This is a genomic window from Halomonas sp. AOP43-A1-21 (assembly GCF_052376775.1).
Lineage (GTDB): Bacteria > Pseudomonadota > Gammaproteobacteria > Pseudomonadales > Halomonadaceae > Vreelandella > Vreelandella colorata.
The window spans coordinates 1-20,414 of the sequence record NZ_JBQSWC010000029.1; the positions used below are offsets into that span (position 1 = coordinate 1).

The 20,414-nt window shown below is 54.5% G+C and carries 15 protein-coding genes and 1 pseudogene; 8 read left to right on the top strand and 8 right to left on the bottom strand.

Annotation, left to right across the window (positions count from 1 at the left end; genetic code table 11):
• Positions 1-619: pseudogene (locus tag ACT3R7_RS15295) on the top strand (FAD-binding oxidoreductase); the annotation flags it as partial.
• Position 620: 1 nt separating this feature from the next.
• Positions 621-1,994 (top strand): 2-oxoadipate dioxygenase/decarboxylase HglS, encoded by a 1,374-nt coding sequence (gene hglS / locus ACT3R7_RS15300; protein ID WP_192538660.1) that lies wholly within the window; start codon positions 621-623, stop codon positions 1,992-1,994.
• A gap of 56 nt (positions 1,995-2,050) precedes the next feature.
• On the opposite strand, the gene amaA is transcribed toward hglS, so the two are convergent.
• From amaA to amaB, 3 genes are all read right to left on the bottom strand, one after another.
• The gene (amaA, locus tag ACT3R7_RS15305) at positions 2,051-3,343 is read right to left on the bottom strand and encodes an L-pipecolate oxidase (protein ID WP_172116939.1); all 1,293 of its coding nucleotides are present in this window, start codon (positions 3,341-3,343) and stop codon (positions 2,051-2,053) included.
• A 54-nt stretch (positions 3,344-3,397) separates the two neighbouring features.
• A complete protein-coding gene (nhaC, locus tag ACT3R7_RS15310) occupies positions 3,398-4,834 on the bottom strand; it encodes a Na+/H+ antiporter NhaC (protein WP_172116940.1) in 1,437 nt (478 codons plus the stop codon).
• Positions 4,835-4,898: 64 nt separating this feature from the next.
• Positions 4,899-6,392: an L-piperidine-6-carboxylate dehydrogenase gene (gene amaB / locus ACT3R7_RS15315; protein WP_192538659.1), complete on the bottom strand. Its 1,494-nt coding sequence runs from the start codon at positions 6,390-6,392 to the stop codon at positions 4,899-4,901.
• Between the two features lie 124 nt (positions 6,393-6,516).
• Between amaB and gcvA the strand changes: the two genes are divergently transcribed.
• Complete coding sequence (gcvA, locus tag ACT3R7_RS15320) at positions 6,517-7,404, top strand: transcriptional regulator GcvA (RefSeq protein WP_172116942.1); 888 nt, start codon at positions 6,517-6,519, stop codon at positions 7,402-7,404.
• Here gcvA and ACT3R7_RS15325 read toward each other — a convergent pair.
• The 5 genes from ACT3R7_RS15325 to ACT3R7_RS15345 all read right to left on the bottom strand — a co-directional run bounded on the left by ACT3R7_RS15325 (position 7,373) and on the right by ACT3R7_RS15345 (position 14,295).
• A complete protein-coding gene (locus ACT3R7_RS15325) occupies positions 7,373-8,290 on the bottom strand; it encodes a LysR substrate-binding domain-containing protein (protein WP_172116943.1) in 918 nt (305 codons plus the stop codon). The two genes, gcvA and ACT3R7_RS15325, sit on opposite strands and share 32 nt — an antisense overlap.
• A gap of 72 nt (positions 8,291-8,362) precedes the next feature.
• Positions 8,363-10,321, bottom strand: coding sequence for a TRAP transporter permease (locus tag ACT3R7_RS15330; protein ID WP_496199294.1), 1,959 nt, complete (start codon positions 10,319-10,321; stop codon positions 8,363-8,365).
• A gap of 59 nt (positions 10,322-10,380) precedes the next feature.
• The gene (locus tag ACT3R7_RS15335) at positions 10,381-11,376 is read right to left on the bottom strand and encodes a TAXI family TRAP transporter solute-binding subunit (RefSeq protein ID WP_192538657.1); all 996 of its coding nucleotides are present in this window, start codon (positions 11,374-11,376) and stop codon (positions 10,381-10,383) included.
• Positions 11,377-11,774: 398 nt separating this feature from the next.
• On the bottom strand, positions 11,775-13,331 hold the full coding sequence (locus ACT3R7_RS15340; protein WP_192538656.1) for a BCCT family transporter: 1,557 nt from the start codon (positions 13,329-13,331) through the stop codon (positions 11,775-11,777).
• A gap of 259 nt (positions 13,332-13,590) precedes the next feature.
• Positions 13,591-14,295: a DUF481 domain-containing protein gene (locus ACT3R7_RS15345; RefSeq protein ID WP_192538663.1), complete on the bottom strand. Its 705-nt coding sequence runs from the start codon at positions 14,293-14,295 to the stop codon at positions 13,591-13,593.
• 164 nt (positions 14,296-14,459) lie between these two features.
• On the opposite strand from ACT3R7_RS15345, the gene ACT3R7_RS15350 reads away from it, so the two are divergent.
• The 5 genes from ACT3R7_RS15350 to ACT3R7_RS15370 all read left to right on the top strand — a co-directional run bounded on the left by ACT3R7_RS15350 (position 14,460) and on the right by ACT3R7_RS15370 (position 20,225).
• Positions 14,460-16,142: an ATP-binding protein gene (locus ACT3R7_RS15350; RefSeq protein ID WP_192538655.1), complete on the top strand. Its 1,683-nt coding sequence runs from the start codon at positions 14,460-14,462 to the stop codon at positions 16,140-16,142.
• 32 nt (positions 16,143-16,174) lie between these two features.
• Positions 16,175-16,906, top strand: coding sequence for a response regulator (locus ACT3R7_RS15355; RefSeq protein WP_192538654.1), 732 nt, complete (start codon positions 16,175-16,177; stop codon positions 16,904-16,906).
• 188 nt (positions 16,907-17,094) lie between these two features.
• The gene (locus ACT3R7_RS15360; RefSeq protein WP_192538653.1) at positions 17,095-18,093 is read left to right on the top strand and encodes a Bug family tripartite tricarboxylate transporter substrate binding protein; all 999 of its coding nucleotides are present in this window, start codon (positions 17,095-17,097) and stop codon (positions 18,091-18,093) included.
• 111 nt (positions 18,094-18,204) lie between these two features.
• Complete coding sequence (locus ACT3R7_RS15365) at positions 18,205-18,687, top strand: tripartite tricarboxylate transporter TctB family protein (RefSeq protein ID WP_192538652.1); 483 nt, start codon at positions 18,205-18,207, stop codon at positions 18,685-18,687.
• A gap of 38 nt (positions 18,688-18,725) precedes the next feature.
• The gene (locus ACT3R7_RS15370; RefSeq protein WP_192538651.1) at positions 18,726-20,225 is read left to right on the top strand and encodes a tripartite tricarboxylate transporter permease; all 1,500 of its coding nucleotides are present in this window, start codon (positions 18,726-18,728) and stop codon (positions 20,223-20,225) included.
• Positions 20,226-20,414 lie beyond the last annotated feature (189 nt).

Consider the following 20,414-nt stretch of genomic DNA (forward strand, 5'->3'; position numbering starts at 1 on the left):
GCCGCTGCATGTGCAAGGCTTTTTAGGCGCCTTTGAACGTACCGCAGAAAAGCAGGCCAAGCGGCTGCGCGTCTTAAATGAGTTTGAGGTGCCCATGGTGGGCATCGACCCGGCAATGACCCTGACCTACCGCCAGGAATACGTTAAAGCGCTGGGGGCCGACGCCGTGCCTGACGTCTTAATGCTTCAGGAGTGGCTGGCCACCCGGGTGAACACCTTGGCGCAGAGTCATCTTTCCCTGAGCGACCCCGGCTTTACGCTGCTGTCTCACTGCACAGAGAAGACCAATGCACCGGGCAGCCCGAAAGCATGGCAGCAGGTATTTTCCGCGTTTGGGCTCACGCTTGAGCTGGCAGCGACGGGCTGCTGTGGAATGTCAGGCACCTATGGCCATGAAACCCGTAACGCAGAAACGTCCAAAACGATTTATGCCCAGTCCTGGCAGCCGCAGGTGGACGCCCCCGGGAACGCGGGAAGACTGCTGGCGACGGGCTATTCGTGCCGAAGTCAGGTAAAGCGCTTTTCCCATATAAGCTTACAACATCCCTTTCAGGCACTATTAGCACAACTAAAATCGAACATTCCCTTTCACCGTAACAATATGCATAGAGAGCTGTGAAATGAACAACGCACTGTTTTTAGCTACCAATGATATCCGCGATCGTTTCTCCAAAGCCATGTCAGTGATGTACCAAACGGAAGTGCCCCAGTACGGCACGCTATTGGAGTTGGTCGAGCAGGTAAACCAGGAAACGCTTAGCCAGCAGCCAGCGCTACGCCGCCGCCTGGAAGCCCAGGGCGAGCTTGCGCGCCTTAGCGTAGAACGCCACGGGGCGATTCGCGTGGGCTCAGCCAAAGAGCTATCCATGCTGCGCCGCTTGTTTGCCGTGATGGGAATGTACCCGGTGGGCTATTACGACCTTTCTGAAGCTGGGGTGCCGGTTCACTCCACAGCGTTTCGTCCGGTTGAGGATGACGCGCTGGCCTGCAACCCGTTTCGCGTTTTTACCTCGCTGCTGCGTCTGGAACTCATCGAGAGCGAGACGCTGCGCCAGCGTGCCGAAGAAATTCTGGCCAAGCGGGATATTTTCACGCCCGCCGCTCGTGAGCTTATTGAGCGTTTTGAAACCCAGGGCGGATTAACCTCTGAAGAGGCGGATCAGTTCGTCAAGGAGGCCTTGGAAACCTTCCGCTGGCACCAGGATGCCACGGTCGACCTGGACACCTACCAGGCGTTGAGCGATGAACACCGTCTGATTGCCGATGTGGTGTGTTTTCGCGGGCCGCATATCAACCATTTAACGCCGCGCACGTTGGATATCGACGAAGTTCAGCGCCGTATGCCAAGCGTTGGCATGAACCCGAAGGCAGTCATCGAAGGCCCGCCGCGCCGTGAAGCGCCCATTTTACTCCGCCAGACAAGCTTTAAGGCATTAGAAGAATCGATTCGCTTTGCAGGCGATGCCCAAGGTACGCATACTGCCCGCTTTGGCGAAATCGAGCAGCGCGGCATGGCGCTCACGCCGAAAGGGCGCGCGCTTTACGATCAGCTGCTTAATGAAGGGCGTAAACAAGCCGCGGGGCTTGATAACAACGCCCACCAGGCGGTTATGGACAAGGTATTTGCCGCCATGCCTGATAGCGATGAAGCAATGCGCCGAGAAGACCTGGCTTACTTTCACTACCACCTGACAGAGGCCGGTAAAGCCGCTTCAGGCGGTGTCAATGCTGATATCGACGCCTTGATCGCTCAAGGGCTGGTGGAAGCGCAACCGATTACCTATGAAGATTTCTTGCCGGTTAGTGCGGCAGGTATCTTCCAGTCAAACTTAGGCGGAGGCGAGAACGCAGCCTATGCGGGTAACGCCAATCGGGATGCTTTTGAAGAGGCGCTAGGTGCTCAAGTGACCGATGAACTGGCGCTTTATGCCGAACGGGAACAGGCTTCTAAACAGCATGTGTTGGCCCAAATGAGCTCCACTGCATCCGTATGAGGCGCCATGCTAACAGTATGCGCCCTTAAGGGCGCATACGGCTAATGTAGCTTGGATTAGATCAGTACTCTTAAGCACTGGCCCGCATGATATAGCGCAAAGCCACTTTCATAAGCACAGCGCCATAGCGGGCGCGCTTTGATTTGCTTGGGCTGTGAAATTGGCAGGGGCAGCAGGCTATCGTCGCCACTGGCTATGTAGTGGGCAAAGCCTTCACCCACAACGGTACCCGTAGTCACACCACGCCCGTTATAGCCTGTCGCTGCTAGAATGCCGGGGGCTGGCTCAAACAGGCGCAGCGTATGGTCAGGCGTAAACGCGATCTTACCCGTCCATGTGTAGTCCCAACGTACTTTGCCAAGCGCTGGGAAGTAATGATTCTGAATGGTATCCGCCCAGCAACTAAGATAACTAAGTGGCTTACCTTCGCCCTTACCCAGACTGCCAAGCAGCAGCCGGCCCTCCTTATCACGGCGTATGCTACTTAGCACGGTACGGGTATCCCAGGCGCCTTGGCGCTCGGGAAGAATTGCATCGGCAGCATCACCGCTTAGCGGTTCTGAAGCAAGCTGGTAGTAGTGACCAATAAAAAAATGTTTGCGAACCTGGTTCCAGGCATCTTCTGTGTAAGCATTTGTGGCTATGACGACTTTATCGGCCGTTACGCTACCGTTGTGAGTCAATACGCGCCAACGGTCTCCTTGTCGCTCAATGCCCGTAACACCGCTTTGGCAGTAAAGCGTAGCCCCCAGATTATGAGCGGCACGGGCAAGCCCACGTGTATAAGCGCAGGGGTTTAGCGTGCCTGCCCGCTTATCCAGCAGCGCCGCTTTAATTTTTGCTGTCCCGGTGATCTGCTCGCAGGCGTCACCGGTTAATAAGGTAACGGGGGCGCCACGGTTTTGTAGCTGATCCCGGCGACGTTCAAGCTCTTGGCCTCCTTTGGCATTATGGCCAAGATGAAGTGTGCCTTCTCGTGTCGGGTCACACTGAATGCCGTAACGTTCAATAGTCTCGAACACTTTGGCGGGAGCACCGCCCAGCACGGTATTCGCACGCTCGCCTTTCTCTGCACCCAGAGCGGCTACGATATCGTCGGGTGGAATCCAAAGCCCTGCATTGACTAAGCCAACATTGCGCCCTGACCCACCGCTGGGGATATCCCCTGCCTCTAATAGCGTCGTTTTGATACCTTTTTCTGCCAAATGAAGCGCTGTGGAAAGGCCTGTTATACCTCCGCCCACCACGCAGACAGTCGCTTCTTCATGGTGGCCGAGTGACGGGTATTGGAAAGGCTCTTCTGTGCTTGTTTGCAGCCAAAGGCAGCGCTCGGAGAGGGCGGTTTGCATTTTATAATATCTCCTGAAAAAAGCGCAGGCCGGCTCAAGGGCCGACCTTGTTTGTTACGCTGTTGGTTGAGAGGAGAGCGTCGTTTTGGAGGGGGCGGCGGCATCCTCGTGGGGAATAAAACGGCCGGTTAACCCCCAAAGTAGGCCGAACAAGGGAGATAACCAGCAAGCAAAAGCGAAAGGCGCATATGCCAAGGTGGGGACACCGATGGTGGATGCCACAAAACCGCCGCCCATATTCCAGGGAATCAAGGGAGATGAAAGTGTGCCGTTATCCTCGATCGCGCGTGAAAGCGTTGATGTTTTATAACCCATCGCTTGATATTGCCCTTTCAGTAAGCGGCCTGGCAGTACTAGCGTGGTATAGACATCCCCGATGATGGTGCTGACCGCAAGGGTGGTGCCCGAACTTGTTGCGATCAGGCTAAAGCGCCCTTTAATCAAGCGCATCAACTGTTTAATAATTGCATCTACGGTGCCATAGGCCTCCAGCATGCCAGCAAAACCTAAGGCAAAGAACGTTAAAGTAACGACCCACGTCATTGAGAGTACGCCACCACTGCTTAACAGAGCATCAATCGCGGTATTGCCAGTGTTACTGCTAAAGCCATTTTGCATGGCATCAAATACTGCGTGCAGGGTTTCTCCCTGAACGCCAATCGCAACCAGCCCGCCTAGCGCTGCCCCGGTGAAAATAGTGGGGAAGGGTGGAAACTTGGCAAGTGCCAGGGCGATAACGACACACGGTGGAATCAGGGTTACCCAGGAAAGGGTAAAAGTGTCGTCCAAAGCTTGACGAAATGTGGCTATATCGGTGCTGTGCTCGAACTGTCCGCCATAGCTGGCACCCAGCCAGATATACAAAATAAGTGCTATCAACATGGCCGGCACGGTAGTCGCCATCATGCTGCGTATGTGCGTCCATAAATCTGTCTCACACACAGCTGGCGTTAAATTGGTGGTTTCTGACAAAGGCGACATTTTATCGCCAAAGAACGCGCCGGATACCAATGCCCCACCGGTCAAATACATGGGAATGCCGAGGCCCTCTCCGATCCCCATTAGGGCGAGCCCAAGGGTGCCGATAGTTCCCCAGGAGGTGCCTGTAGCAAGTGATACCAAAGCACTTACCAAGCAGGTAGCAACGAGAAAATACGATGGGGAGACAAGTTGGAAGCCATAGTACATCAGCGTTGGTACCGTGCCAGAAAGAATCCAAGTGCCGATAACCATGCCAACTGCCATGAGAATAAAAATCGCAGGTATACCTAGTTTGACTACCTCAAGCATCGAGTTTTCCATTCTTTGCCAGGGTACGCCGCGAATGCGCCCACAAAGCGCGCAAATCATAATGCCGAAAGCCAATGGGATGTGGGGGGTGAAGTCTGAGAAAACAAAAAACTGCAAAATCAAAATAGCAGTGGTGGCAAGGAGCGGTAATATTGCCATCACTAAACCCGGCGTCGGGCCGATTTGGACATCGTCACGCATAAATCACCTTCTTTTTATTTTATCGTGAGGGCCCGACAAGTGAGGGCCCTCAATAGCGAGAGGTTTAGTCGAACTTAATTCCTTGAGCCAAAGGCAGTTCTCGAGAGTAATTGACGGTGTTTGTCTGGCGACGCATATAGCTTTTCCAAACGTCAGACCCTGATTCGCGGCCGCCACCGGTTTCTTTCTCGCCGCCAAAGGCGCCACCGATTTCAGCGCCGCTCGGGCCAATATTAACGTTGGCAATACCGCAGTCACTGCCTACCGCAGATACGAACGTTTCAGCTTCGCGTACGTCGGTAGTGAAAATGCATGATGACAAACCCTGGGGAACATCGTTATTAGTGGCAATTGCTTCGTCCAACTCTTTGTAGGTAAGTACATACAGAATGGGGGCAAAAGTTTCATGTTTCACCAGCGAATTTTGCTCGGTCATCTCAACGATCGCCGGAGCAACGTAGTAGCCGGCATCGCTACCGGCAATCTCCACACGATCACCGCCAAACACCTCAGCGCCATGCTCGCGCGCTTTGGCCAGCACGCTCTGCATGGCGTCAAAAGCTTGGTGGTCGATCAGCGGTCCAACTAGATTGCCTTTAAGTGGGTTGCCAATGGTAACGGCGCTATAGGACTTCTTCAGTCGGGATAGCACTTCGTCTTTAATGGATTCATGCACAACCAGGCGGCGCAGGGTAGTGCACCGCTGGCCAGCAGTGCCTACTGCTGAAAACAGAATTGCACGGGTTGCCATATCCAGGTCCGCGCTTGGGGCGAGCACCATGGCGTTATTACCGCCCAGCTCAAGAATGCTACGGCCAAAACGTGCTGCCACCTTGGGACCTACTTCACGGCCCATGCGCGTGCTGCCAGTGGCACTGATAAGAGCAATACGAGGGTCATCCACCAACTGCTCACCAGCTTCTCGCTCGCCAATAATCACTTGGCTTAGGTGCTTGGGAGCATCGTCACCAAACTGCTCAATAGCGCGATCCAGTAGTGCCTGACAGGCTAGTGCGGTTAAGGGGGTTTTTTCTGATGGCTTCCAAAGCAAACTGTTGCCACAAACCAGGGCGAGTGCAGCATTCCATGCCCAAGGAGCTACCGGAAAATTGAAGGCCGTAATCAGTCCAATCGGACCTAGGGGATGCCAGCTTTCACGCATATGGTGGCCTGGTCGCTCGGAAGCGATGGTCAGACCGAACAGTTGTCGTGACTGACCAACGGCAAGGTCGCAGATATCGATCATTTCCTGCACTTCGCCAAGCCCTTCCTGCAAAATCTTGCCGCACTCCCATGTTACTAGTTCACCCAGTGCTTCTTTATGCTGGCGTAGTTGATCGCCGAATAAACGAACTAGCTCGCCGCGGCGGGGAGCAGGAACACTTCTCCAGGCAAGAAAGGCTTCTTCTGCGTTGGCAATCGCTGTATCCACTTCGCTTTGTGAGGCCACTTTTAGGCGTCCAATTTCACTGCCATCGACTGGCGTGGTCACCACAAGATCTCCGCCTTGATATTGATGAGTTGCCACGCCCATTTTTTCCATTAGAGAATGAATCATTCTTATACCTCGTATTATGTTTTGAATCGCATGGATGTGATGCCAGTATTGCTAGGCTTTGAGCAAGCGTTCAAACGATGATTAAGAAAAATATCATTCTTTTTTTTCATTAAGTGGGGTTGGCATGCGCCGTAATCATTTGCCGTCTTTAACGGCTTTGCACTGTTTTGAGGCAGCTGCACGGCACCTTAGCTTTACTCGTGCGGCAGATGAATTAAGCCTGACGCAAAGCGCGGTAAGTAAGCAGGTCGCGCAACTTGAAACTACTTTGCTACACCCTTTGTTTCGGCGAGTGAGAAAGCGCCTTCACCTGACGCCGGAAGGTGCTGTGTACCTAGGTGAGGCGCGTAAAATTTTGGCTCAGGTAGAGATGTCGACACGCTATATGCAGTCGTACGGGGTGGAATCAGACGTGCTCAATGTGGCAACTTTGCCAACCTTTGGAGCACGTTGGCTAATCCCACGGTTGAATGGGTTTCGCCATCAGCACCCCTCTATCAATCTCAATATTTCCAATCGCTCAGAGCCATTCGATATGCAAAAAGAGCGTATTGAAGTGGCTTTCTTTTTTGGCCACGGGGTATGGCCGAGGGCGGAGTGCATTAAACTATTGGACGAGGAGCTGGTTCCTGTTTGTGCACCTTCGACGATTAAGCAAAAGGGAGTGGATACCCCCTTGGCACTAACTGGTTTGGTGTTATTACAGGTGTCCACTCGCCCCGAGGCGTGGCACGAATGGTTCGACGCGCAGTCGCTCTATACGGAACACAGTTATCACGGCCCGCGATTTGATACGTTTTATATGGCATTACGCGCAGCGCGTGCGGGCTGCGGTGTGGCGCTGGTACCGAAATTTCTAGCTCAAGAAGAGCTTGACGAAGGCAAACTGATTATTCCTTGGCAATTCTCGTTAAAAAGCAAGGATGCTTACTACATGGCATATCCAGAACATATGACGGAACTTTATAAAGTACGCGTTTTTATCGAGTGGATTTGCCAGCGTTTGGATTAATAGCGGCACTGGCCGTAATGTGCTCGACGAAGCGGCGTACTTTACCCAGTTCACCCAGGTGCTCAGGGTAAACAAGATAATACGCGCTCTCGCTGTATAACCGATGCGGCCAGGCGAGTACAAGGCGCTCGGCGGCCAACTCTTCATCCACGGTAAAGTGTGGCACTAAAGCAACGCCCCCACCTGCCATGGCGGTGCGTACCAGCATGGGGAAGGTTTCAAAACGAGTGCCGTGGTAGCTGCGATCAGTGGTGATCTGTTGTCCTGCAAACCAGTGGTGCCAGGCATCCGGGCGGGTAGAAAGGTGAAGTAGTTGCAGCTGGGCCAAGTCACTCGCAGTATGGATAGGGTGTTGAGCCAGAAGCGATGGAGCGGCAACCGCGACCATCTCCTCATCTACCAGTTTATGGCAAGCAAGATTAGGCCAACTACCGTGACCATAAAACAGCGCAATATCGATATCTTGTTGTTCAAGGGCAAAGTCTTCAACCCTGTCGTGAAATTCCAGGCTAATGCCCGGGTTTGCAGCTAAAAAGGGGGGCAGCTTGTCCGCTAGCCAACGGCTGCCAAAGCTTGGCAAAGTGGCCACTTTAAGCACTTCGCTATTGCCGCTATAAGTCATGATGGCGTGAGTCGACATCTCTATCTGGGCGAGTACCTTGCGTACGTCGCTTAAGAAGATGGCGCCCTCTGGTGTCAGCACAAGCGTGCGTCTTACGCGGCGAAACAGCTTATGCTGCAGCGTAGATTCAAGGTGGGCGACCTGCTTGCTGACCGCACTCTGGGTCAGGCTTAACTCATCGGCCGCCCGGGTAAAGCTCATATGGCGCGCCGCCGCCTCGAAACACTGCATGGCGGCGGTTGAAGGAAGGTTGCGTGAGGCCAAGGGGGATGCTCCTGATAACCTGTGAATCACCCCGGCAGCCAAGCACCGGGGTAATGTTGAGGTGATCATAACTCATGAAGCGAGTGGCTGAGCATCCTGGAAAGCATCCTTTCGACGTGACTGCCACCAGCCAATGGCTGCCATGGCAATCAGTCCTAAGCCGCTGGTCATTAGTTCAGGGACGACCATGGCAAGCCCGGCGGCCAAGAGCACTAGACGCTCCCATACGTGGGAGTCGCGAATAAAGTAACCCAGTAATGCGCTGCTGACGCCCATGATGCCGAGTAGTGAGAAGGCCAACGCACTGATCAACCCAATCGGTGTCGGGTCGACCAATACCAGCATAGGATTATAGATAAATGCGTAGGGGATGATAAAGGCCCCTATGGCCAATTTAACGGCGGTAAAGCCGGTCTTCATCGGATTAGCCTGAGCGATGCCTGCGCCGGCAAAGGCCGCCAAGCACACTGGCGGGGTGATATCCGCGATGATGCCGAAATAAAACACGAACAGGTGTACTGCCATGGGGGGCAGGCCAAACTCGTTGATCAGCGCTGGTGCCGCGATGGTGGCCGTCACCACATAGTTGGCCGTGGTGGGTAGGCCCATGCCCAGCACAATGCAGGCGACCATGGTGAACAGCAGGGCAAGTATCAACACGCCGTCTGCTAGACTGATGATACCGGCTGCAAATTTCGCCCCCATGCCGGTCATGCCCACGACGCCTGCAATGATGCCTGCACACGCGACGGCGGCAATGACCGGCAAGGCCACGCGAGCCCCCTGTTCAAAGATATTGAGAACGCCTTTCAAGGTAGGTCGCGTCTCTTTACGCACCAGGCTCACCGCAAAGGCACAGGCGATACCCAGCAAGGCCGCCCGCTGAGCCGTAAACCCGATGCTGATCGTGGTCACGATAACCAGCAGCGGCAACAGCATGTAGCCTTTTTCCAGCAGCAGTTTACGCTTGCTGGGCAACTGGTCCTTGGGAAGCCCCAGGATACGGTGGCGCTTGGCTTCAAAGTGGACGCCAATAAAAATACCGGTGAAATAGAGAATGGCCGGAATCAACGCGGCAAACATGATCTCCCGGTAAGAGACCCCCACATACTCCACCATGATGAAGGCAGCCGCCCCCATCAGCGGCGGCATGATTTGCCCGCCGGTTGAGGCTGAGGCTTCAATGGCGCCTGCGACTTCAGGCTGGAAGCGAGCATTCTTCATCATCGGGATAGTGAACGAGCCCGAGGCAACGGTATTACCGATTGAGCTTCCGGAAATCATGCCTTGTAGTGAGCTTGCCATGACGGCTGCTTTCCCTGCTCCGCCGGTAAAACGGCCGGTGGCAGCAAACGCCAGATCGTTAAAGAAGCGGCCCACGCCGGTATGCATCAATACCACGCCGAAGAATAGAAACAGGAAGATAAAGCGCGCCGATATTTGCAGCGGTGTGCCAAATACCCCGCTTTCTCTAAACCATAAATATGGCGAGATCTGCTCAAGGGCAAAACCCGGATGCGAGAGTAAAGGACTCGGAATCAAGTTGCCAAACAGCGCGTATAGAATCGCTAACGTAGCCATGATGACAATGGGCATGCCAACGGTACGGCGGGTTGCCTCCAGAACAAACAGTACGCCGAGCACGGCTATGGTGAGATCAAACGTAGAGTAGCCGGTAATCCGGGCGCGCAGCACCTCTTCATAAAAAATGATTTTATAATAGGCTGCAAAGGTTGCCGCGAAGGCCAGTACGATGTCGTACCAGGGAACACCATGGCGAGGGCCAGTGCCACGTGTGGCAGGAAATAGGATGAATATCATCCCAAGGGCCATGCCGAGGTGAACCGCGCCTTGCTGCTGCGAAGGAAGCGTGCCGAAATACGCGGTGTATAGATGGAAGCAGGTGAGGGATACGCCCATCAGGGTAATGAGCCAAGCCCATTTGCCTAATTGGAGCGGCGAGCGTATCTGCGACTCGCGATCATATTTCTCTAATAGCGATGCTTCGTCAGGAGTTTTTTTTTTATCCACGTTTAAGCCTCATGCGGATGACGCCGCTGGTTTACCCAGCGGCGGGAAGGGATCACAAATTAATTGGCCAGGTCGCCCAGACTTTCGATCTCGGAGCGGTCACGAGTGACAATCTGGATGACTTCCGGGTAGATATGCCCGATGAATGCGACGTTATCGATAGCACCACCGTCGAACTCACCACGGCCTGCAACGGCGTCTTGCGCCGGGGCGTGAACCGTCATCCCCAGGTCCATATTGTTATCGCGGATGCTGACCAGGTTCTCGATGGAGGCACCGGTTTCGATATTGGTAAAATTCTGGCCATCCAGGTAACGATTCCAGATAGTCGCCATTTCGCCACCCAGTGGGTAATAAGTACCGCCTTGGCTACCGGTGCCCAGAACGAATTCACTTTTCGGTTCGATATCACCAAGCTCTGCCACGGGGTTATCGACCGTCAGCCCTTGCTCCTCATAGTAGCGCTTGGCACCAGGATGAATCGGCAGGCCTTCAGAGCCGTTCAAGGCATTTTCCAGGGTCATGAAGGCTGACTGAGCGTGTGTATTCTCTTCAGCGTGTTCATGCATCAAACGCGCCAGCTCATAGCCGAGTTCTTCATCAATCGTCTGGGTATTGCCGACCAAGACAGCGTAGGCCGTGATGGTTTCTACATCCTGGTCCTGAAAGTCGTAGCTACCTGCGGGAATCGTGAAACGCTTATAGGCACTATTGGCTTCTATGTAGTCGATCGCCTCGTCACTTAGACCCAATAGTCGAGCGTCACCGCTTGAAGCCTGCAGGTTTTCAATACTACCTGAAGGCAAACCAAGAATGCCGATCGAAATATCAATGTTGCCATCTTGTACGCCATCAAGTGCAGCGCCAAAGCCCTCTTGATACGTGCTGTATTTGTCCTTGCCTATACCGTAGGCATCAAACAGCAGTTGGGAAACGCTTTGCGTTGTACTGGCAGGAGGCCCAATAGCGATATTAGGCTTACTGTCGCTACTACATCCCGCTAGTAAAAGACCAGCACTTAAGCCACAGCAGACCTTGGACAGGTAAGGTTTCATATTAACTCCTGCTAATAAAATTATTTTTAATAATTCAGATGCGCCCATAGCTCGATCAAGTCTTCGCTTTATGAGTGAAGAGTGACTAAGCGGAAAAGAGAGCGGAAAATAGACTGGCTATTGTTCACACACACGGGGCAGCAGACAAAAGAAATTAAGTTGCGTATGCATTCCATTTTCTCATAGTCAGAGTGAGAATTGCTTGTCAGCTAATTACAAAAGCACCATTTACATGAAATTAAATTTCATAAGTTACTTATAACTAGGGGAGCGGCGTAGCTTAACTCTGTAAAATGCTAGTTAAAATTAGCATTGTTTGTATTCAATGTGGGAATGCATGGCCTCATACAATAAGGCCATGCACATCACATTCAGATGAGAAAGATTTACCAGAGTCGCTAGCTGTCAATAATGCCCTGCTCCCGGGCCATGGCGAACGCCGCTTTCGGGCCATCCCAAAGGGAGGGCAGCAGAATCAAAGATACCGGCACGGCGGTAATCACGATGAATTGCTGGAGTGCGGCGATCTGGCCTTCACGCATGGCCAGCAGCACCGCGGCCATGATCGTCATGGTCACGCCCCAGAAGGCGCGTAGAAACGGGCTGGGCTCATCGTGGCCCGCACCGACCATGGCAATGGAGTAACTCATGGAGTCGCCGGTGGTGGCCACGAAGATGGTCGTCAGCAGCAGGATTGCCAGCGCCATCCAGGTACCGCCAGGCAGCGCCTGGGCCAAGGTGAGCGTGGCGATATCGAACTGAAAGTTCGTCAGCGCATCGGTCAGTTCGATCACGCCGGTCAACTGGTAGTAGATGCCTGAGCCGCCCAGCAGTGTGAACCAGACCGTGGTGGCGATGGGGGCGATGACCGCCACGGCCAGAATCATCTCGCGAATGGTACGCCCGCGCGAGATGCGCGCTACGAAGATCGCCATCAAGGGCGCAAAGGCGATGAACCAAGCGTAGAAGAACACGATCCACCACTGCATCCAATCCGCCGGCGAGGTTTCCGCGGTGGCGGTGACCATCTTGAAGAAGTTGTCCAGGTACGTGCCCATGCTGGCAAAGTAGCTGTTGAACAGAAACAGCGTCGGCCCGAACAAGAAGATGACCGCGCCGATGCCCAGCGCCAGCATGACATTGAAGCGGCTCAAGAGCTGCATGCCCTTGTGTACACCGCTGACCGCTGAAAGCACGTACACCATACCCAGGGTCGCCAGAACCAAAAGCCGGGTAACGAAGGTGTTAGGCAGCCCGAACAGCACCTCAAGGCCATGGCTGACCTGGGTCGCCAGAAAGCCGACCGGACCGACGGTGCCCGCTACCACTGCCAATACGCAGCAGGTATCCACGACGCCACCCAGCGGGCCACGCATTACGCGCTCACCGAATAACGGGTAGAGCAGGGTGCGTGGTTGCAGCGGCTGGCCTTTCACGTAGTGGGCGTGGGCCAGCACGATTGCGGTGAGCGACCCCAGAATTGCCCAGCCGACGAATCCCCAGTGGGTAAACGACTGCGCGAGCGCGCCAGGCACTGCGGCGGCCACACCCGGGTCGGTATCGAAGGTGGGCGGCACGTTCACGAAGTGATAGATCGGCTCACCGGCGGCGAAAAAGACACCACCACCGCCCAGCAGCGTACACAAGATGATCGAAAGCCACTTAAAGGTGCTCAGTTCCGGTGCATCCAGGTTGCCGATCTTGGCGTTGCCGGCTGGCGTCAGCGCAAGCCCGATGGCGATGAAGAACGTCAACAGCATCAGAAACTGGAAGTAGGTACCGAAGGTCAGCGCGCTCCAGGCAAAACCCTGGCTGATCGAGTCAGCGACAAGGTCCAGATCGTAAAAGGAAAGCGCTAGAAAAAGCACGATAAAGCCAATGCTTAACGTGAGTACGATGGGGTCGCCAAGCGAAGAATGCTTATAGCTTTCAGCATCGGAGATTGGTTGGTTCATCAATAAGAACACCTTGGTGGAACATGAGGAAACAGCGCAAATGCGGAAAGCGCAGCAAAAAAAAAGCGCCATTCATTGAATGGCGCGAGGACAGGAAACTGGCGCTAGTATATCGTGCGACTAGACCAAAGTCGAACGTGATTGGATTGGATGCTTAAATATGGGAGCTTAAAACAAGGCAATGCACCATACTGGAGCGATGAAAAAAACAAAGCCGGTGTTAATATTGGCTGGCCAGCCAACATAAGTGTTGCTTTGACTACCAGTGATAAAGTAGCGAGGCGCTGGTGGTGTTATCGGTGCGTTCGCTGGCGTCGTCCGGCGGCTGAGAATTGTGTTTAATTTCATGGGACAAGCGTAGCGACATACGCGAGTTGAGCCTGGCGGTGAGCGCTGTCAGTGATCTGCCCGTGATGTTTTGCTGGGTGTACTCCACCGACATTTCCTGCTCGATATCAGCGTAATCCGAAAAGCCCCAGTGATAGGCCAAGGCGGTATAGGCAACCGCAAGCTGTTCGTTATCAGCGTCGCGCAAGCGGTCATTCCGGTAGCCTGGGCCTGCCTCAAGCGAAAGAGAATGGCGCGAGCCTTCTAACAGCTGGCGGCCATAACCGCCGATCACGGAAAGCTGCTGGTCGTAACCCGCAAAGCGATCTTTCTCCCAGCGGGCAAAGCCGAACACGTAGTGTGGGCCGTTGAAATCATAGCGCTCGCGGCCAGCTACCAGATACTGCTCGGCGCTGGTTTCGCCATCCTTGCTCACGTTACGCACCTCGCCGCGCAGCGAATGTATAAAATCGCCGGTCAGCCAGGTCAAGCGGGACTTGCCAATCAGCGTCTGACTATTGGTGTTACCGGAAAGGTGGGTAAAGCCAAGTTCAGCGTCGCCGCTAAAAATCGGTGCGTCGTCGGTGGGTGGCGGGGGCGCATAAAAAGGATTAGCGGCCGCCGGACTGGCAAGCATAAGACTTAAATAAGTAGTGCTGATAAACAGACAGCCGTTCGACGAAATAACGCGTTTAAATATGCTGAACACCCAACGCCTCCCTGAATGACATAAAAGATGGCGATTAACGCCCCCTTGCTGCGCATGTCATAATGACGTTGTCGCGCATTTTGAGTTCCGCCATGACTGATACCCGCCCCCGTACCTTAGCTGAATTACAGCGCTGGCGCCGTACTCGTGCGAAACGTCGCTGGTATAAACGTAGCTTTCGTTTGCAGGTAATGCTGTTGGTGGGGTTACTGCTGGCCGGCATGCTACTGGCTCAAGGTACATATCTCAATCACCGCAAAGCAGAGATTATCAGCCACCAGATGGGCGAGCGGGCATTGGCGGTTGCAAAAACGGTGGCGGGCATGCCGCAGATTGTAAATGCGTTTGCCACGCCTGACCCGGCGCTGATCATTCAGCCACTTGCAGAGCGAGTGCGTATAGAAACTGGCGCGCGCTATGTGGTGGTCGGCAATGCGCAGTCGATTCGCTATTCACACCCTGTCACAGAGCGACTTGGCGAGGCGATGGTGGGCGGGGATAACGACCAGGCGCTTATTTATGGTCAGTCCTACGTGTCCGAGGCGACCGGCACATTGGGGACCGCTATGCGCGGTAAAACCCCGATTTGGGATGAAGAGGGCAATATTATCGGACTCGTTTCCGTCGGCTTTATGATGGACCGGGTAGAGATGGATGTTGCGCGTTACACCAGCTTCGGCTGGGCGCTCGTCGCGCTGATGATTGCTTTGGGCTTTGCCGGTGCGTATTGGTTATCCCAGCACCTTAAGAAGGTGATTCTAGGCCTGGAGCCTTATGAAATCGCCCGGCTGGCAATGGAAAAAGAAGCCATCTTGCAGTCCATTCACGAGGGTATCCTGGCGGTTAATCGCGATGGCTATATTACTCTTGTGAATCAACAGGCCAGACGTTTTCTCAATCTGCCCGATGAGCATGTCATGCTGGGCCAGCCGATTCAGGATGTGGTGCCCAACACCCGCCTATTGGAAGTGCTCAAGCACGGCGAGCAGGAGTTTGATCAGCAGATGTGGCTGGGTGACCACCCGGCGGTGGTTAACCGGGTGCCCATTCTGCATGAGGGAGAAATCGAAGGCGCGGTGGCCACGTTTCGAAGCCGTCGGGAAATCATCGACCTTTCCCAGGCGCTCACCCAGGCAAGCCGGGATGTGGATATGTTGCGTGCCCAAGCCCATGAGTTCTCCAATAAGCTCTATACCATTTCCGGGCTCCTTCAGCTTGAGCGCATTGACGAGGCGCTGGCGCTCATTCATCAGGAAACCGAGCGGGCGCAGGCACAGATGAGTTTCTTGATGCGCAATGTCGCCGATACGGTGCTCAGCGGTACACTGTTGGGTAAACTTACCCGGGCACGTGAACTGGGCGTGACGCTTGAGATCGACGAGCAGAGCTCGCTCTCCTGCCCGCTGACCCCGACCGGGCAGGAAGTCATGATGAGTGTGGTCGGTAACCTGCTGGATAATGCCTGTTACGCCGCGCTTAACGGCCCTAATAGCAGCGCGCCCAGCGTACGACTGTTTTTCACTGATTTGGGTGAGCAGTTGCTGATTGAAGTAGAGGATAATGGTCCAGGCGTACTCCCCGAGCATGCCGAGTCGGTGTTCCAGGAAGGCTTTTCTACTAAAGCGGGCAAGCATTGCGGCATCGGCTTGGCGCTGGTGGCAAGGCTTTGCCGACAGCATGGTGGTGCCGTAACGCTTGAAGAGAGCGAGCTGGGCGGCGCCTGCTTTATTGCAGTGCTGGACCGCTCACTGTGCGCTGAACCTGATGCGCCCTAAGCATAATAATGACGCCCGTAAAAGGAGTGAGCATGCCTGCAACCCAATACGGCATTCTGGTTGTCGAAGACGATTTTCGCATCGCCGACATCCACAAGACCTTCATTGAGCAAAGTGATGCCTTTCACGTAGTGGGTATGGCGCGCAATGGCAGCGAAGCCAAAGCCCTGATGGCCGAGCATGCTGACCATATCCATTTGATCTTGTTGGATGCCTATCTGCCGGATGTAGAGGGGCTAGAGCTTCTATGGGCCATTCGGCGCGACTATGTGCATGTGGATATCGTGATGGTGACCGCTGCACGCGAGGTCGACACCATCGGTGAAGCGCTGCGCTGTGGTGTTTTTGACTACCTGATCAAGCCCATCGAAGCCTCTCGAATGCACCAGACGCTCATGCGTTTTCAGCGTGAGCGCGAAGCGCTGGCCAATCAAAATGAAATGAACCAGGATGAGCTGGATCAAGTATTGGCACGCTTGATGCCTGACGCCAGCCCCCGCACGCCGGTGGGCAGTTTGCCCAAGGGGATTGATCGATTAACGCTGCGCAGCGTGATCGACGCATTGACGATCTCGTCGCTGCCGCTAACGGCGATGCAGGTGTCTAAAGCCATGGGCGCAAGCCGCTCGACTGCCCGCCGCTATCTGGAATTTCTGGTCGCCGAGCAGAGCGTGGCTGCTGAGCTAGGTTATGGCGATGTGGGGCGTCCCGAGCGCCGCTATCGCCTACTTGAGCGGGGCCGGGAGTGGATGGACACATTATAAATTCTATTTACAAGCCCTATTTATAAACCCAGTGCGTGAGCATAATGAACAAAACGCTCACAATGCACTTTTTGTTCTTTATGTTCACAAACTTGTCGGCAAGGGGCGACCTCTTCTAACGTTCGCGGCGTAACCACGAAATAATAACAGTGGACCACACAACAACATATATATGTGGAGAACGCCAAATGACCTCGCTTTCCTTGAAGCGCTTAGCCGTAATTGCCCTACCGATGGCCGCTCTGGCGGGTATGAGTGTCACTGCCCAGGCTCAGGAGTGGACGCCGAGCAAATCGATTGAGTTCGTTGCCCCCGCCAACCCGGGTGGCGGCTGGGATACGCTGGTGCGCACCATGTCGCGTGTTATTCAGCAAGAAGAACTGGCTGACAAGAACTTTGCCGCAATCAACGTACCTGGCGGTGGTGGTGCGGTGGCCTGGGCGCAAATCGCTCGTGATAGCGGTAACCCACACAAACTGTTTGCTACTAGCCCACCAGTGATTCTGGTTCCGCTTGCCGGTGCGTCGCGCTACGATCACACCGACTTCACCCCGGTGGCACGCATCAATACCGATTACTCGATCATTCTGGTAGCCGCAGACTCTGAATATCAGGATCTTAACGATCTGTTTGCGGCACTCAAAGAGAATCCCCGCCTGAGCGTGGGCGGCGGCAGTGCGCCGGGCTCGATGGATCATATTTCTGTCGCAGGCCTTGCTTCGGCAGCTGGCCTTGATGCTTCAAGCATTAACTATATTCCGTTCTCAGGCGGTGGCGATGCCATGACCAACCTGATGGGCGGGCATATTGAAGCGGTCATTACCGGTGCGGGTGAGTCGGTGGGCCAACTGGGTGAGGGCAGTCAACTGCGCGCCCTGGGCGTATCTTCCGAAGAGCGTCTGGGCGGTGGATTAGCTGACGTGCCGACCTACCAGGAACAAGGTATCGATTACACCTTCGACATCTGGCGTGGCGTGATGGGCACCCCGGATATGCCCGAAGAAGCAGTTGCCTACTACGAAGATCTGTTCGCTGAAATGCTCGAAACCGATGCCTGGCGTCAGGCAAGCGACCAGTTAGGTTGGATCGATGCCTATCAGAACAGCGAAGAATTTGGTGTCTTCCTTGATGAGCAGCAAGAGCAGTTCAGCAGCGTGCTGAGCGACCTTGGCCTGCTGCGCCAATAAACACCCTATAGAGCAATGCTGTGTTATCCCAGCGGCCAATGTGCCGCTGGGTGCGTCTGTTCGTGACGTCCCTGTCCGAAACGACTGGGCGTGTGCTCCCGGAGAATTCCAATGACTAAATTGAATACCAACCAGTGGCTGGCGGTGGTACTGGCGCTCTTCGCTGCTGCCTATTTGGCCATGGCGTGGCAAGTGCCTACGTTTCCGTTGCCACGCCCGGTCGATTCTGACCTGTTCCCCAAGGTATTAGGTGTCGCTCTGCTGCTGCTGGCGGCCTTTCTGTTTTTTGAAAAACCTGGCGCGATAGCCGGCGCAGATGAGATTGACGAAGAAGCCACTCAGGGCCCGCTGCTGCTGACGCCTTGGGCGCGCGTTATTGTCACGTCACTGGCGATTGCAGCGTATGCGCTGCTACTAGTGCCGTTAGGATTTGTCCTGGCTTCCACGCTGCTATGCGTAGGGTTGACTGCCTACTACGGCTATCGCCGCCTAATAGTCAACATTGCCACGTCGTTGGGAGTGGTATTAGCCCTCTATCTCACCATGACACGGGTCATGGATGTGTATCTACCGACGGGCGTTTTGCCTTTCTAAACAAGCCGTTTTAGCAGGTCTTTAAGAGGGTAACTCTCATGGATGCCTTGAATAATCTTATGTACGGCTTTGGCATCGCGCTTGAGCCGATCAATATCGCTTACGTTTTTGCCGGCGTGTTTGCTGGCACGATTATTGGCATGCTGCCGGGGTTAGGCCCCATCAGTGCACTTGCCTTGATGATTCCGATTACCTTTGCCATGGAGCCATCTTCTGGCTTGATTCTCATGGCGGGAGTTTATTACGGGGCTATTTTCGGTGGCTCCACGTCATCCATCCTGCTTAATGCGCCAGGGGTGGCGGGCACGGTGGCTACTTCGTTTGACGGCTATCCCATGGCCAAGAAAGGGCTGGCGGGTAAAGCGCTTGCCATAGCCGCCTATTCATCTTTTGTGGGCGGCACGGTGTCGGTCATTTTCTTGATGCTGGTGGCTCCGTTGCTCTCCAAGGTGGCGGTTAGCTTTGGTCCGGCTGAATATTTTGCCCTGATGGTATTGGGCCTGACCGCCGTTGTGTCGCTGTCTGATAAGTCGCTGGTAAAAGGCTTAATCGCCGCGGTTGTCGGGGTAATGATCTCGATTGTCGGCATCGATATGCAAACTGGTACTGAGCGCTTTACCTTTGGTTCGGCGCAGTTGCTTGACGGCATTGATTTCCTGGTGGTCGCGCTGGGTATTTTTGCGCTCGCTGAGGTGTTCTACATGCTGCTGCGTGGCGGGGGCGGTAAAGAGACGCCACGCAATGCGATTGGCTCGCTAAAACTAACCCGTTCTGAAGTGAAAGAGATCGCCGGACCGGTTGGCCGCAGTTCGGTACTGGGCTTTTTCACCGGCGTTTTGCCTGGTGCTGGCGCCACTATTGGCTCGTTTCTGGGCTACAGCATGGAAAAGCGTATTGCCAAAGATGGTAATACCTTCGGTCAGGGCAACATTAAAGGGGTGGCAGCTCCTGAAGCCGCCAACAATGCGGCGTGTACCGGCTCATTTGTACCATTATTGACGTTGGGTGTACCGGGTTCGGGCACCACGGCGGTACTGCTGGGCGCGCTGTTGGTGATGGGCGTTACACCTGGCCCGATGATGCTTGAGCAACGCCCGGACGTGTTTTGGGGCGTGGTAGCCAGTATGTATATCGGCAACATCTTCCTGCTGGTCTTGAACCTGCCGCTGATTCCGCTGATTGCCAAAATTCTCGACCTCCCCAAGCCGCTGCTGCTGTCGCTGATTCTAATCTTCTGCATGATCGGCGTTTACGGCATGAGCTTTAGCGTGTTTGACCTGCTGCTGCTGTTGGGCTTTGGCCTGCTGGGCCTGGGCATGCGCCTGTTTGGCTTCCCGGCGGCCCCGCTGATCCTGGCGTTGATTCTGGGCAATATCATGGAAGAGTCCATGCGCCGTGCGCTGCAGATCTCCGGCGGTGACTGGACGACGTTTATTGATAAGCCGATTTCACTCTCGCTGTTGGTAATCGCGTTACTGTCGCTTGGCTTACCGCTGTTGAAAAAGCGTCGTAAGCGGGCGGCAGCGGCTGCCGAATAAGCATTTTTTAGTGCTTTTTTAAGTACTTTTTGGGTACTTCTTTAAGTGCTCTTTCAAGCTCTAATCCAAAACGCCCTGGAGTTTCCTAGGGCGTTTTTTTGTATCTGAAGCCTTAACGTGCACTGTTGGTGCAAAGCGTCGTCCTGGTGCATAAGAAGTGTGCGCCGCAAATGCATGGACGCGCTACCG

Bases quoted from the DNA above. Each gene is read 5' to 3' on its own strand.
- hglS (WP_192538660.1), top strand. From the start codon at position 621: ATGAACAACGCACTGTTTTTAGCTACCAATGATATCCGCGATCGTTTC.
- amaA (WP_172116939.1), bottom strand. From the start codon at position 3,343: ATGCAAACCGCCCTCTCCGAGCGCTGCCTTTGGCTGCAAACAAGCACA.
- nhaC (WP_172116940.1), bottom strand. From the start codon at position 4,834: ATGCGTGACGATGTCCAAATCGGCCCGACGCCGGGTTTAGTGATGGCA.
- amaB (WP_192538659.1), bottom strand. From the start codon at position 6,392: ATGATTCATTCTCTAATGGAAAAAATGGGCGTGGCAACTCATCAATAT.
- gcvA (WP_172116942.1), top strand. From the start codon at position 6,517: ATGCGCCGTAATCATTTGCCGTCTTTAACGGCTTTGCACTGTTTTGAG.
- ACT3R7_RS15335 (WP_192538657.1), bottom strand. From the start codon at position 11,376: ATGAAACCTTACCTGTCCAAGGTCTGCTGTGGCTTAAGTGCTGGTCTT.
- ACT3R7_RS15340 (WP_192538656.1), bottom strand. From the start codon at position 13,331: ATGAACCAACCAATCTCCGATGCTGAAAGCTATAAGCATTCTTCGCTT.
- ACT3R7_RS15345 (WP_192538663.1), bottom strand. From the start codon at position 14,295: ATGCTTGCCAGTCCGGCGGCCGCTAATCCTTTTTATGCGCCCCCGCCA.
- ACT3R7_RS15350 (WP_192538655.1), top strand. From the start codon at position 14,460: ATGACTGATACCCGCCCCCGTACCTTAGCTGAATTACAGCGCTGGCGC.
- ACT3R7_RS15355 (WP_192538654.1), top strand. From the start codon at position 16,175: ATGCCTGCAACCCAATACGGCATTCTGGTTGTCGAAGACGATTTTCGC.
- ACT3R7_RS15360 (WP_192538653.1), top strand. From the start codon at position 17,095: ATGACCTCGCTTTCCTTGAAGCGCTTAGCCGTAATTGCCCTACCGATG.
- ACT3R7_RS15365 (WP_192538652.1), top strand. From the start codon at position 18,205: ATGACTAAATTGAATACCAACCAGTGGCTGGCGGTGGTACTGGCGCTC.
- ACT3R7_RS15370 (WP_192538651.1), top strand. From the start codon at position 18,726: ATGGATGCCTTGAATAATCTTATGTACGGCTTTGGCATCGCGCTTGAG.